Genomic DNA, 13831 nt, shown 5'->3' with positions numbered 1-13831 from the left:
TTTGAAGATAACAATTCAAAAAGCAAAAAATGGAGAAGATACAGCCCTTATAGACGGTCATTTTCTTCATTCAAATTACGCACCTGTAAAAGAAGCCGAACGTTTTGTTGAAAATCTTACCCTTCCTTATTCTGCAAGTTCAATTATCATTATAGAACCTGGTTTATCTTACATAACAGATTTACTGAGAAAGAAATTTCCAGACATAAAAATTGGAGCTGTAAGATATACAGATGCTTTTAAGTCCTATGACAGCAATTTTGATTTTGTCCTAAACTTTTATGAACAGGATAATTTTGAAGCTTACCTTGAAAGTAAACTAAACGAAGAAGAATTACTAACATCTGTTTTTATCAGCTGGCCGGCATCTGTTCAGATTTTTATTGAATATGAAAAACAAATCTGGCCTGCAATAAAAGCTTCAATGGAACGGGCAAAAACTTTATTAATTACCAGACAATATTTTGAAAAAAAATGGTTATTAAACAGCTGTAATTTTTTGAAATATCACAATAAGCTTTTGACTTTAAACTCACCAATTAATAAAGATGCAGTTATTATTTCTTCAGGTCCAAGTTTAATTCCATTTTTGAAAACGCTTAAAGAAAATCAGGATAAGTTTTTTATTATCTGTCTTTCTTCTGCAATTTCAGTTTGTCTTGAAAATAATATTATTCCGGACATCTGTATGACAACAGACGGCGGTTACTGGGCAGGAGAACATCTTAAACCTTTATACAAAACAAAGCTTCCTTTAGCAATGCCGCTTGAAGCATATTGTCCAAAAAGTCTTCTTTCTAAACTGGATATTATTCCATTAAATTATGGCGATGGGATTTCAAACGAACTGATTGAAGAAGAAAAATTAATTGCAAACAAGGCTGTAAGAAACGGAACTGTTAGTGGAACTGCCCTTCTCTTTGCAGCAAACTACTGTACTAAAAATATTTATCTTAGTGGCCTTGATATGGCATGTCAGACAGGTTATCAGCATGCACAGCCTAATCAGCTTGAGTTTAATTCGTCTTTGCGTGATAACAGAATCAACACAAAAGCTACACGACTTACAAGAAGTGAACTAACTAACGGTAGTTTGGATATCTACAAAAACTGGTTTATAAATAATCCGTTGAATATGCCGGGAAGAAAAGTTTTCCGTCTTATTGAAGAAAAAGATAAAAAGAACTCTCTTGGCTGGATACAGGATATTGATTTAAATTCATTTGCAAAAATGATTCCAGCTTCTTCTGGTGCTAAAGAAAAGGCAGGTTACGACATTCAAGAAAACAATCATATTTTAAAATCTGTTTTGCTTTTTTCTAATAAAATAAAATCAGATACATGGCAGAAAAATCTTTTTCCACTGGATTTTGTTCAATTATCACATTACCCGCAGAATACTGAAATCAAAACAAAAATTGAAAATGAATGGAAAAAACTTAAAACTCAGATAGAGGACATATTATCATGAGTATTTATAAAAGTTTTGAAGAAGCTAAAAACGGAACAAAAATACCAGTTTTTCTCAGCGGAAAAACAATGGAATCACGTTATAATCCTCAGCGTGATGCAGAAAATCTTTTTAATACAATTAATTCAGATTTAAAGTTTTTTGTTATTACGGGAATTGGAAGTGGAGTTTTCATTGAATTATTAAATCAAAAAATCCCGGATGCAAAAATAATTGCATTTGAACAGACTAAGGAAGATATTGATTTTCTTTTACAAAGCGATATTTTAAAAAAGCTTAACTCAAATCCTTTAATTACGCTTACAGATCTTAGCAATCTTGAAAGTGTTCTTACTCAGAATTATCTTCCAGCAAAATATGGTAACCTGCAGATTATTGAACAGCGTGGATGGATAAACGAAAATCAGGATAAGATTGTAGAAATCAATAATCTTCTGAAAAAGACTCTTGGAGTAATTTCTGCAGATTATTCTGTTCAGGCGCACTTTGGAAAAATCTGGAATTCAAATATTCTGAATAACTGTAAGCTTGCAGAGCAGTATTCACTGTATTCTTTTTCAGACGACAAGACTGCTATAATAAATAAAACTGCAGTTATTGTTGCCGCAGGCCCTTCTTTAGACAGAACTCTTAATATACTGTCTGATATAAAAGACAGGGAAAAATATTTTATAATTTCCACAGACACAGCAGGACAGAGTTTATTAAAAAAGAATATTGTCCCAGATGTAATTGTCTCGATAGATGGGCAATCCGTCTCATACAACCACTTCCTGCATAACAAAAACAATCAACCGTCTGGCCCTTCTGCCGATCCGTCTGCTCCAGTATACGCCTTTGACTTATGCGCAAACGCCTCGGCCGCAAGACATATTCTGGAAGCTGGAAACAAGGTAATGTATTTTTGCTCAGGTCACCCGCTCTCCTCTGCAATTAATGAGAGCAATAAAAATTGTCTGCCATTTTTATTTTCCGGGGCGGGAACTGTAACAATTACCTGTGTGGACTTAGCAGTTCAGTCTGCTTTCAAAAATATTTTAATTCTTGGTGCTGACTTTTCATATCACAAGGGAAAGTCCTATGCTTCCGGAACATATTTAGACACGCTTTATAACCAGAGTTCAACAAAACTCAAAGAAACAGAACAAACTTATTCTAAGCTTATGTTCCGAACAGAGCTCCAGGAAGTTTCAAAAGAGATAAAAACGACTCAGATTCTTGATGCCTACAGAATCTCACTTGAAAAATATCTTTTATCAAAAAACATAACATTTACAAAAGAAAATGATATTTATAAACTAGAATGTAAAGCTCCAGTAACTGATCTTACAAAAGGGCTTTTCACACCGGCCATCACTAATTTCTCACTAAAAACTTTTATAAACAAACTGAAAACCTTAGAGACACAGGAGATAGAAATCATCCTTTTACCTTATATCGCATGGCTTAGAAATAATGAAAATTACAAGAATAAAACTTATGAGGAATTTGTAAAACTTGCTTTAGACAGTATTGTAAGTTATAATATATGATATGAAAAATCGATTTATCGTTATTTACACATTTTTTGCGGCAGCCGTATTTATTTTTTCCGTTACATTCTTCGGCTTCAATCTTTACAAAGAATATTCAACTAATCTTGAAAAATCAGAATTAAAATTCACAGAACTTGTTAATGATATAAGAACACTAAGTTATGCGCAGGATGAAAACACTCCAGCCTACGCTCAGGGAATTAAAAACGCAGTTGGCGATGCTGCAGCTTATTCCTTTATTCAGGTACGCCGAAACAACGAAACTGTAGTTTTGTATCCTACAGGAAAAAGCAAAGAAGAAACAATTTCCAGGCTTGTAAAAACTTTTACTTCAAGTGTAAATGTAAATAAGCAGACAGTAAATGTTGACTGTAATATTTATTTAATCAGACCGGATTCAATTTTCTATTTTGCAAGAATCTCTTTCCTGATGATTCTCATTATTACAATTATCACAATCATCATGATTATTTATCTGAATATTTCAGAAGCACAGTCAGACGTAATTTCTCTTGAAGAAGAGGAAGAAAACTCTGAAGAAACAGCTATTAATGATGATGAGATTTTTGAAGAAGATGAAGAAGTAACTGAGACAGAAGAAACTAAGGAAGTTACAGAACCAGAAAAGTCTGAAGTAACCGAAACCGCAGATGAACCTGAACAAGAGCCAGCTCCAGAGGAAAACACTGAAACAGAATCCGAAGAAAAACATACAGAAGTAACTCCGGAAGAAGTTCAGGCAATTCTTGCAGGTCCTCTTACAGATGAACAGGCAGCAGTTGAAAATCAGACAGAAACAGAAGCTGCACCTGCAAAACTTCCTCTTGATGAAATTAAACCTGCCCCACTTCCAGAAAATGCTGCAGAAGCTTCAGATTCAAACGAACCTTCAGGACTCTTTAATCCTGAAACTGGAATCGGCTGGGAATCATATCTTTCAACAAGACTTAACAACGAAATTGATAGAGCGACTGCATCAGAAATTGACCTTGCACTCTTTATTATAAAGCTTCCAAACATTCCAAGAACAAGCGAGTTCTTTAAGAATGTCTGCAACTATCTTGCAATTCAGTTCCAGTTTAAGGATCTTCTTTTTGAACACAAGGACGACTGCATTGTTGCAATTAAAATCAGCATGAATGTTGATGAAGCTTTGAAGATGGCAGACAAGCTTTACAGTGACATCTGCAATATTATTGATGATAAGAGCTGCCGCATTGGTATTTCTTCAAGATCAATAAGAATTGTAACAGGTGACCGTCTTATTCTTGAAGCTGAACAGGCTATTGAACATTCAGATGCACAGTCTCCTGTAATCGCATTTAGAGTTGATTCTGAAAAGTATAGAAAATTGATGGAACAGAGTCAGAACTAGTTAACTGTCATCCTGAAACAAGTTCAGGATGACGCTTCAGTTGATTCAGTTTCTTCCGAAGTTTCCGGTTCTTCATCTTTAATCTTCATAAGCTCTTTGTATTTATCTTCGAAGGTCTTTAGATTTTTATTTTCCGGATATTCTTCTTTTAAAGTTTCGTAGGCCTGAGTAAATTTTTCTGCATGCTTTTTCTCAAACTTCTTATCATCTGCAGCCATTACGGCAAGATAATTTTCCAGATAATCCTGATTATGAGGCTGCTGTAAAAGAAGCTCTTCATAAATCTGAATTGAGTTTGAAAACTCACCTTTCATTGAATAGATGTAGGCAAGGCTTGCTTTAAGAGACGCGTTTTCAGGATCTCTTTCAAGGATTTTTTTATACATTGGAAGAGCGTTGTTCCAGTCAGAAGTGAAAACATAGCATTTTGCAAGCTTGTAATAAGCAGCCCAGTACTGCTCTTTCTTGCGCATTGCAAGCTCGTAATATTCTGCTGCTTTTTTATAATCTTCAAGCTTAAAGTAAGATTCTCCAAGAGTATAATATTCAGCATAAATATTACGGGTTTTTATTGCCCCCTGTCCCGGAACCGGAACAGAGAGATTTGTTGAAGCACATGAGGTAAGTAAAACTGTTAAGGCTAAAGCTGAAAACTTAGCCCAGAACGATTTTTTCAATTTCATAAAGCTGTGATTTATAAAGACCAGAAATGTTATGACCATAATCAGCAATAAGCTGAATCATGTTGCGAGGAGCGTCTTTAGTATCACAACCATTAAGACGGTCACCTGCATCACCAAGTCCTGGCATAATATAAGCTTTTTCGTTCATTACTGGATCCATCCAGAGTGTGTAGCAGGTACAGTTTTCAAGAGCACGAGTTACACGGATTGAACCTTTGAGTGTAGAAATTGTATTGAAGAAAGCAATTGATTTTGGACGTACGCCCTGGCTCTGAAGATACTTAACAACAGTAACAAGAGAACCACCAGTAGCGTTCATCGGGTCAGCAAAAATCAAATCTTTACCGTCGAGCTGATCAAGGTTGAAGAATGATTTGTTGAGGTCCATGATATATTCCATATCAGCTTCGTTCTTTGTATCGTTACGGCTGATCTTGAAAAGCGCAAATGGAGTTTTGTATCCGTGGCTTGAGTATTCCTGGATTTCCTTAGACATAATCATACTTGGAAGAAGAGCACCGCGGAGCATTACACACATTACAGTGTTTTCAATTTTGTGATCGATGTCCGGAATCTTATGAACAGCGTAATTCTGTACAGGGAATGTTACAGGAGTCTTAACAACGATGTGTCCCTTCTTATCTGAGTGCTGATCTGTATAAGCCATGCGGAAAAGCATTTCATAAGCGCGCTGGCTGTAATACATAAATTCCTGATGGTCTGTACGCTCGTCGCGGAGCTTAGAAATTACACGTGAACATTCAGCGTGAGCACCCTCTTCTGTTACAAAAGAGTAAACTTTAATATTAGGATGCTTAGCACAGATATTCTGCATTTCGTGACCAAGCTTATCATAACCTTCGATGATTTTTGCTTCATCTTTTGGCTCAAAGGATTTCATTGTTTCCTTGAACATAACTTCAAGATTTTTCAAATCAGCCATATCTTCTGAAGTAAGATAGCCGTCCAAATCCTCTGCTTTAAGAATAATCTTATTGTCTTCTGCCATATTGTTTATTTCCTCTGCGGTGGTTGAGCTTGTCGAAACCACCTGCTTTTAGTTTATATGTGGTTTCGACAGGCTCAACCACTGTTATTTTTATAATGATAACAGTTTATACAACTGTTGTTTATCTATTCTGATATCATTAATTAAAAGTTCACTGTCTCCGATAATTTCTTCCTGTGAGTTTGTAAGACCGAATGCAAGAATCAAAAGAGTTCTTCCGGCCTTGAGGAAGGTTCCGTTCTTAAAGCGGAAGTCTAAATCAAGAAAATACTGATTAGGATGTTTTAGATCAGTTGTGAAACTTCCCTTTACATCAATTAACTTAAGGTCAAGCTGAGCCCCTGTAAGAATTGTAAGAAATGACTGAGGCTTATTAGCAAAAAAACGGATTTCGTTTTCAGCGCCCTTAAGATAAGATGTCAGTTCTGGATCTAAATCTGAATATAATTCTGTTGTGTCGTCTGATGGAAGAATTGAAAGTGAATCATACTTATCAATCATTCCTTCAAGATTACGACCTATACATGCCAGATTTGATGATGGGAAAGACATTTCAACAGGTCCGGTATAAACCTTGTATCTGTTTACACTTGAAGCAGGAGTATAATCAGAAATAATCCAGCCCTTCTTTTCATTAAGAACTTTTGGAAGAAGTTTTGCCGGAATATTTCCGTCTACAGAAGCCTGCACTTCTGTTCCATGCTTTGAACGATTGAGACCGCAGTAAACTTTATTTACACGGTCTGCAATCATTTTAGCATCAGCTTCTGAAGCACCTTCATAAAAACCGGTGATAATTCGTTCAATAAGAACATTATCAGCAGCTTTTGGTACTGCGATGTAGAATGAACTCTGGTCATCAATTAATTCCAGAGCATCAACAGGTCTGCCTGCAGGTGCAGATTTACAGCCTGCAAACAGGAGGAAAAAGATTAAAGATGCTGAAACGAGTCCAGCATGACATTTACGCCAATTAAGCTTTTTCAATCTTGAAACTCCACTTCTTATCATCAGCTTCTACTTCATAAGCGTCTGAAAGACTTGAGTTCCAGCTTGTTTTTTCTGCAAGAGTTTCTCCGGAAATAAAGTCTGCAAACATCTTATAAGCAGCTTCGAGATCAGCGTCTCCGCCAAGCTCAAGAGTAATTCTATCAGTTACATTGTAACCGTTTTCCTTACGCTGGTTCTGAATACCGCGGATAAGGTCACGTACATAACCTTCTTTCTTAAGTTCGTCTGTAATCTTAGAATCAAGACCAACTGTAAGAGTTCCGTCATTCAAAACCTTAAGGTCATCTTTTTCAAAGCGTTCTACAATTACCTTTTCTTCGTTGAGTTCAACTGTAGTTCCGGCAACATCAATAGAAAGCTTAGTTCCTTCAAGAATTGACTGAATCTGTTCGTTAGAAAGAGTCTGGATGATTCCGGCAGCCTGCTTCATAAGAGGTCCGAGTTCCTTACCAAGAACCTTGAAGTTTGCCTTAGCCTTGTACTCAACAAGTTCGTCTTCACGGTCGTGGAATTCAACTTTCTTAACATTAAGCTCTTCTGCGATTGTATCCTGCATTTCTGAAAGTACAGTCTTTTCGCTTGGGTTGCGTGTTACAAGAGCAACGCTTGCAAGTGGCTGACGGTTCTTGAGGTTGAACTGATTGCGGAGGCTGTGTCCCATAGAAACGGCCTTCTGTACAGTTGCCATCTTGAACTCAAGTTCTTCGTTAATCCATGCCTTGTTAGGAGTTGGATAATCACAGAGGTGAACTGATTCCTTGTCTTCTGAAGTCTTAAGGTTCTGGAACATTTCTTCAGTAATAAATGGAACAAATGGAGCAGCAACCTGTGTAAGAGTCTTAAGAGCAATATAAAGTGATTCGTATGCTTCTGCCTTGTCGTTGTCGTTTTCTGATTTCCAGAAGCGGCGGCGGCTGCGGCGGATATACCAGTTATTAAGCTCGTCGATGAAGTTTATGATTGGGTCGATAGATCCAGAAAGATCGTAAGCATCGAGTGCAGAACTTACATCTACAATGAGTTTCTGTGTTATAGAAAGAAGCCATGCATCAAGAGGATTTGATGGAAGCTTTGAATCAAACATATGACCTGTTGGAGCAACATTATCAATATTTGCATAAGTTACAAAGAATGAGTAAGAGTTCCACCAAGGAATGATGATTGATTTAAGTACGTCGCGAACACCTGCGTCTGAGTAGCGGATTTCATCTGCCTTAACAACTGCTGAGTGCATGAGGAAAAGACGGATTGCATCTGCACCAAACTTGTTGATTGCTTCTACAGGGTCTGTATAGTTGCGCAAAGACTTAGACATCTTGCGTCCGTCTTCTGCAAGAACAATACCGTTTACGATACAGTTTTCGAATGCAGGCTTATCGAAAAGCTGAGCAGCAAGAACTGTAAGTGTATAGAACCATCCGCGGGTCTGGTCGAGACCTTCTGAGATGAAGTTTGCAGGGAAGTTCTTTTCAAACTTCTCTTTATTTTCAAATGGATAATGTACCTGAGCGTAAGGCATAGAGCCTGATTCAAACCAGCAGTCAAATACTTCTGGAATACGCTTCATTGTACCTTTTCCGCACTTTGGACACTTGAAAGTGATTTTATCAACAAACTGCTTGTGAAGGTCATCTGGATAAGTTCCGCTAAGGTCCTTAAGCTCCTGGCGGCTTCCTACACAGAGAGTGTGCTTACAGTCAGGGTCATCACAGCGCCAGATAGGAATAGGGTTACCCCAGTAGCGGTTACGGCTTACAGCCCAGTCGCGTGCGCCGGCAAGCCACTTACCAAAGCGGCCTTCCTTAATGTGTGCAGGCTGCCAGTTGATTTTGCTGTTAGCGCGGAGAAGTACATCATGATAATCAGCTACTTTTACAAACCATGAACCAATACCACGATAAATCAATGGAGAACCACATCTCCAGCAGTGTGGATATGAGTGAACGATAGAATCTCTCTTAACGAGTTTTCCTTCGTCCTTAAGGCGTTTCATGATTTCTTTATCTGCATCTTTTACAAAGAGTCCCTGATAGTCTGGAACTTCTTTTGTGAACTTACATTCAGCATCGATTGGTTCTACGTTTGGAACACCAGAACCACGGAATACCTTGTTATCTTCTTCACCGAATGCTGGAGCAATATGAACAATACCAGTACCGTCTTCTGTAGAAACGTAGTCTGCATTGAACATACGGAAAGCACCCTTTTCGCATTTCTGTTCAGAAATTTCTGCACACTTTGCAGGATCTTTGAGTTCAGCAAAGTAAGGGAACAATGGTTCATATTCAGCATCAATGAATTCCTTACCCTTATGGCGGTAGATTATCTCATAACCAGCTTCGTCTTTATAGTAAGCGCTCAAACGGGCTTCAGCAAAGATGTAGTAGTCTCCGCTTTCTTTATCCAAAATCTTTACATAGTCAATTTCTGGTCCCATACAAAGACCGAGGTTTGAAGGCAATGTCCATGGAGTTGTTGTCCATGCGAGGAAGTATGTCTTTCCATTTGCCATATCAGGATCATTTACACCAGCAGGTGCCTTAGTAACCTTAAAGCGTACAGTTACAGTCTGGTCCTGAACATCTTTATAGCCCTGAGCAAGTTCGTGTGTAGAAAGAACAGTTGAACAGCGTGGACAGTAAGGAAGAATATATTTTCCTTCGTAGATAAGACCTTTATCCCAGAGAGATTTTGCAACCCACCAGATAGATTCCATGAACTCTGGGTTCATTGTTTTGTAGTCGTTGTCAAAATCAACCCAGCGTCCCATACGGGTAATTGTCTTGCGCCATTCTGATGTATATTTAAGAACCGATGCCTGACAAGCTTCGTTGAACTTATCGATTCCGTAGTTTTCAATTTCGTGCTTAGAATTGAGGCCGAGTTCTTTTTCAATCAGGTTTTCAACAGGAAGACCGTGGCAGTCCCAGCCGAAGCGGCGCTCAACGCGTTTTCCCTTCATTGTCTGATAGCGTGGAATAATATCTTTAATGGTTGATGGAATGAAATGTCCGAAGTGTGGGAGTCCTGTAGCAAACGGAGGACCGTCATAGAAAACAAAGTCCTCTGCCCCTTCTCTCTGGCTTACTGACTTTTTGAAGATATCATTGTCCTGCCAGAATTTTAATACTGATTCTTCCTGTTTAGGAAAATCAACTTTTGGATCAACCGGTTTGAAACTCATGAATGTGTCCTTATATATTATGATATTATTTATAATCTTCATATTTTAGCATAAAAATTGATTTTGTTCTATATATTAATAATTGTCATTGCAGGACTTAATCCGTCATGCTGAACTTGTTTCAGCATCTCATTACCAGATCCCGAAACAAGTTCGGGATGACCTACAATAAGATTGACTAATCACCTTTTATCAAATAATATTATATAGTTATGAGCAAAAAGACTTACAAACAGAAAATACCAATCTGCTTTGCAACCGATGACAACTATGTTCCATTTTTGACAGTTGCACTTGCATCCTTACTTGATAATGCATCAAAAGAAAACTTTTATAAGATTTACGTACTAACTTCACATCTTTCTGATGAAAATATCAACAGTATTAAAAAACACGAAATAGAAAACTGTTCAATTGAATTTGTTCAGCTTTCAAAAGAACTTGATAAAGTTCAGGACATGTTCCATCTTCGTGATTATTATTCAAAGGAAACTTACTACCGTATTTTTATTCCAAATCTTTTCCCTCAGTATGATAAGGTTTTATACCTCGACTGTGATATTACAGTTCTTGGAGATGTAAGCGAGCTTTATAATACACAGATTCACGGATACTATGTTGCTGCCGCTCAGGAAGAGGTTATGCAGACTTTTGAAGTATTCGGTAACTATGTTGAACAGGCAGACGGAATTAACCGTAAAGAATATTTCAATGCCGGAATTCTTCTTATCAACTGCCGCCGCTGGAGAAACAAGCTCATTGCAGAACGCTTTGTTGACCTTTTGAACCGCTATACTTTCCGCGTTGTTCAGGATGAAGACTATCTGAACGTTCTTTGTAAGGGAAATGTAAAGAAGCTTAATCTTGGCTGGAATAAAACTTCATATAAGAATGATGATTTTGATGATAAAGACCTCAGAATCATTCACTGGAAGATAAACTGGAGACCTTGGAAATACAAGGATGTTCTTTATGAAGAGAACTTCTGGAAATATGCTAAGATGACAGACTTCTACGGACGTCTTGTTACAATGAGAGATTCCCGTACAGATGAAGATAGAAAGAAAGACGAACTTCTTATGGAAAACCTTTCAAAGATGGCTCAGGAAGATGCTGATGATCCTAACAACTATTACAGAACCGATGGTAAAAAAGGTTTCTGGCAGAGTTTATTCCAGAGAATCGCTATAATCATCAGATTCAGAATTATTATTAATGCTAGTATTTTCAGGCGGAAAAAATGATTGAAAAAGATAAAGGCAGACTCGAAGTTTTAGCACGAATTGAAGAATATGAAAAAAACGGCTGGTTCACAAAGGATGTAGAAGAAGATCCTCCTACAATTCCCCTTACTCCAGATAAGGTCGACTATCTTAACAAGAAGCTTTCAAACAAGATTGCAACTTTCTTTGTAAACATCGGGGCTAAGCGCTTTATCAATAATCTGGTAAAAAACGGCCAGATGGTTATTAAAGGCATTGAAGGTATTGAGAACTATGAGGCTATTAAAGACTCTGGTGCAATTCTTACCTGCAATCATTTTAATCCTTTTGATAATTTTGCAATTCATTATGCACTTTTTCCATATATGTACAGAGGAAACGGAAAGGTTTTGTGGAAGGTAATCCGTGAAGGAAACTACACAAACTTCCCTGGCCTTTACGGCTTTTTCTTCCGTCACTGTAACACACTTCCGCTCAGCGCAAACTTTTCTACAATGAAAAATTTCATGGTAGCAATGAAGGTTCTTCTTGAGCGTGGAGAAAAAGTTCTGGTTTATGCAGAACAGGGAATGTGGTGGAATTACAGAAAACCTCGTCCATTAACTGTGGGTGCTTTTAAATTTGCTGTTGAAAGCAAGGTTCCGGTTCTTCCAATTTTCATCACAATGAATGATTCAGACAAAATTGGCGGAGACGGATTCCCAATTCAGGAATACACTCTTCATTTCCTTCCTGCAATTTATCCTGATCCAGAAAAGTCTACAAAAGAAAACATGGAAATGCTTAAGGATAAAAACTATGCAGCATGGAAGGAAGTGTACGAAAAAGTATACGGTATTCCACTCACCTATTCATGTGATCCTGACAAAATCAAATAAAATAAGTTAGGGAGGCATTATGTTACTTTATATTCTGACTATCGGAATTGCTATGATTCTTGTTTTCCTTGGAAATTATTTCTGGTTTCCAGCGGACATGTCTCTTTTAAAAATCATTCTTCTTGATGTAATGCTTCCTTTTCTTATTGTTGCGTGGGACGGAATTTCTGCAACACTTATCCGCCATGCTCTTCCAAACAAATGGTTTACTAAAGATGTAAAGTTCCATCATGTAAGTAAGGCTGAATGTAAGTTTTATGAACTGCTTGGAATTAAATACTGGAAGGATCATGTTCTTGAACTTGGAATGTTTACAAGCTTCAGTAAAAAAACAGTAGCAGATCCTAATGATCCGGCATATGTTGAACGCTTTATCATGGAATGTAATTACGGAGTTCAGGTTCATATGTGGAATATGGCTCTGGCATTTGTTCTTCTTTTATTTTTCCCTCGTGATATTGCAATACGTTTTATTCTCCCGGCAGCAATTGCAAATGCAATCCTGAGTATTTTACCTACTATGATTCTTCGCTACAATATTCCAAGATTAAAGAGACTGCTGGTAATACTTGAAAAAAAACAAGCCCGCAAAAATGAGCAGTAATTAACGTCCCAACTTTTTATCAATTTTCTCGCGGTTAGTTGTATAATAAAGCAGGGAATAGCCCTGGTCATTCAGCATACGGATAAAGGGAATATATATATTTCCTTCAAGGATTTTATCGCATTCATCAAGAAGAGTTTTACACTCTTCTTTTTTATTTTCATCATAATAAATCTGTGAAAGATAAACTCTCGAATAAAAACGCTCATAATCACACTGCGCATATTCTACAGCTTTTGAAAACTGATTTTTTGCAACGGATTTACTTCCTCCACCAATGGCCGGAGCAAAGTAATACCACAAAGCAGAATTAATCAGTGCAAAAGACATCTGCGGATTTTCATTTACAACAGTGTCATATTCATCTTTTTCACGAAGCCCCTGTTTAATTGCAGTTGCCTGAGGAATAAACTGCATTGAAGAATTTATTACATCTCCGGAAGAAAGAATAAACCAGGGAGAAAAATTATTTTCCGGATGGGCATCTTTATACGCATTGATTTTATCATACTGTGAAAGAATAAAAGGTTTTAGCTCTGCAGACTTCATATCCTTTTCATACATATAATTATAGCGCTCAAGATTTATCATATTTTCAATGATGAGATTTTCTTCTGTATTTGCACTGGTAAGTAAGCCCTGTTTTTCAAAATCAGCTTTTACCTCATCCATTCTTTCAATGGCATCTCCACTTGTTTTACAAAGTCTCGTAGAAAGCCTTGCATCTAAAACCTTATAAATTATCTGAACATTCTGCGCAAAAACTGAATGAAAATTAAGAGTAATTAATGTAATCAATGAAAGAGTCTTTAATTTTTTGAACATATTAATTTTTCCTGTTGCTTGTCTGAAAATAAC

The 13831-nt window shown here is 37.2% G+C and carries 11 protein-coding genes; 6 read left to right on the top strand and 5 right to left on the bottom strand.

Annotated features, from left to right (window positions below; translation table 11 throughout):
• Position 1 precedes the first annotated feature (1 nt).
• From BM161_RS03330 to BM161_RS03320, 3 genes are read left to right on the top strand one after another with little or no spacing between them, the layout of a single operon-like run.
• Complete coding sequence (locus BM161_RS03330) at positions 2-1471, top strand: 6-hydroxymethylpterin diphosphokinase MptE-like protein (protein ID WP_074930507.1); 1470 nt, start codon at positions 2-4, stop codon at positions 1469-1471.
• The gene (locus BM161_RS03325) at positions 1468-3003 is read left to right on the top strand and encodes a 6-hydroxymethylpterin diphosphokinase MptE-like protein (protein WP_074930505.1); all 1536 of its coding nucleotides are present in this window, start codon (positions 1468-1470) and stop codon (positions 3001-3003) included. Before BM161_RS03330 ends, BM161_RS03325 begins: the two co-directional genes overlap by 4 nt.
• 1 nt (position 3004) lies before the next feature.
• Positions 3005-4381 carry a hypothetical protein gene (locus BM161_RS03320; protein ID WP_074930503.1) on the top strand — a complete coding sequence of 459 codons (1377 nt, stop codon included), beginning with the start codon at positions 3005-3007 and terminating at the stop codon, positions 4379-4381.
• A gap of 23 nt (positions 4382-4404) precedes the next feature.
• Here the strand turns inward: BM161_RS03320 and BM161_RS03315 are convergent, their stop codons facing one another.
• The 4 genes from BM161_RS03315 to ileS all read right to left on the bottom strand — a co-directional run bounded on the left by BM161_RS03315 (position 4405) and on the right by ileS (position 10268).
• A complete protein-coding gene (locus BM161_RS03315) occupies positions 4405-5064 on the bottom strand; it encodes a tetratricopeptide repeat protein (RefSeq protein ID WP_074930501.1) in 660 nt (219 codons plus the stop codon).
• The gene (locus BM161_RS03310) at positions 5036-6073 is read right to left on the bottom strand and encodes a uracil phosphoribosyltransferase (protein WP_074930499.1); all 1038 of its coding nucleotides are present in this window, start codon (positions 6071-6073) and stop codon (positions 5036-5038) included. The genes BM161_RS03315 and BM161_RS03310 overlap by 29 nt, the downstream gene beginning before the upstream one ends.
• Positions 6074-6163: 90 nt before the next feature.
• On the bottom strand, positions 6164-7060 hold the full coding sequence (locus tag BM161_RS03305) for a hypothetical protein (protein ID WP_074930497.1): 897 nt from the start codon (positions 7058-7060) through the stop codon (positions 6164-6166).
• A complete protein-coding gene (gene ileS / locus BM161_RS03300) occupies positions 7047-10268 on the bottom strand; it encodes an isoleucine--tRNA ligase (protein WP_074930495.1) in 3222 nt (1073 codons plus the stop codon). Before ileS ends, BM161_RS03305 begins: the two co-directional genes overlap by 14 nt.
• Before the next feature lie 212 nt (positions 10269-10480).
• On the opposite strand from ileS, the gene BM161_RS03295 reads away from it, so the two are divergent.
• From BM161_RS03295 to BM161_RS03285, 3 genes are read left to right on the top strand one after another with little or no spacing between them, the layout of a single operon-like run.
• On the top strand, positions 10481-11512 hold the full coding sequence (locus tag BM161_RS03295) for a glycosyltransferase family 8 protein (RefSeq protein ID WP_074930493.1): 1032 nt from the start codon (positions 10481-10483) through the stop codon (positions 11510-11512).
• Positions 11509-12369, top strand: coding sequence for a lysophospholipid acyltransferase family protein (locus BM161_RS03290; RefSeq protein WP_074930491.1), 861 nt, complete (start codon positions 11509-11511; stop codon positions 12367-12369). Before BM161_RS03295 ends, BM161_RS03290 begins: the two co-directional genes overlap by 4 nt.
• A gap of 19 nt (positions 12370-12388) precedes the next feature.
• Positions 12389-12973 carry a glycosyl-4,4'-diaponeurosporenoate acyltransferase CrtO family protein gene (locus tag BM161_RS03285; protein ID WP_074930487.1) on the top strand — a complete coding sequence of 195 codons (585 nt, stop codon included), beginning with the start codon at positions 12389-12391 and terminating at the stop codon, positions 12971-12973.
• On the opposite strand, the gene BM161_RS03280 is transcribed toward BM161_RS03285, so the two are convergent.
• Positions 12974-13798 (bottom strand): hypothetical protein, encoded by an 825-nt coding sequence (locus BM161_RS03280; RefSeq protein ID WP_074930485.1) that lies wholly within the window; start codon positions 13796-13798, stop codon positions 12974-12976.
• Between the last annotated feature and the right edge of the window lie 33 nt (positions 13799-13831).

The organism is Treponema bryantii (genome assembly GCF_900113965.1).
GTDB lineage: Bacteria > Spirochaetota > Spirochaetia > Treponematales > Treponemataceae > Treponema_D > Treponema_D bryantii_A.
Note: the sequence above shows the minus strand (reverse complement) of the source record. Positions and strands in the feature narration are given on the sequence as shown.

What these genes read in the sequence shown, in the direction of transcription:
- BM161_RS03285 (WP_074930487.1), top strand. Translation starts at nt 12,389, where the DNA reads ATGTTACTTTATATTCTGACTATCGGAATTGCTATGATTCTTGTTTTC.
- BM161_RS03315 (WP_074930501.1), bottom strand. Translation starts at nt 5,064, where the DNA reads ATGAAATTGAAAAAATCGTTCTGGGCTAAGTTTTCAGCTTTAGCCTTA.
- BM161_RS03310 (WP_074930499.1), bottom strand. Translation starts at nt 6,073, where the DNA reads ATGGCAGAAGACAATAAGATTATTCTTAAAGCAGAGGATTTGGACGGC.
- BM161_RS03320 (WP_074930503.1), top strand. Translation starts at nt 3,005, where the DNA reads ATGAAAAATCGATTTATCGTTATTTACACATTTTTTGCGGCAGCCGTA.
- BM161_RS03325 (WP_074930505.1), top strand. Translation starts at nt 1,468, where the DNA reads ATGAGTATTTATAAAAGTTTTGAAGAAGCTAAAAACGGAACAAAAATA.
- BM161_RS03290 (WP_074930491.1), top strand. Translation starts at nt 11,509, where the DNA reads ATGATTGAAAAAGATAAAGGCAGACTCGAAGTTTTAGCACGAATTGAA.
- BM161_RS03295 (WP_074930493.1), top strand. Translation starts at nt 10,481, where the DNA reads ATGAGCAAAAAGACTTACAAACAGAAAATACCAATCTGCTTTGCAACC.
- ileS (WP_074930495.1), bottom strand. Translation starts at nt 10,268, where the DNA reads ATGAGTTTCAAACCGGTTGATCCAAAAGTTGATTTTCCTAAACAGGAA.
- BM161_RS03280 (WP_074930485.1), bottom strand. Translation starts at nt 13,798, where the DNA reads ATGTTCAAAAAATTAAAGACTCTTTCATTGATTACATTAATTACTCTT.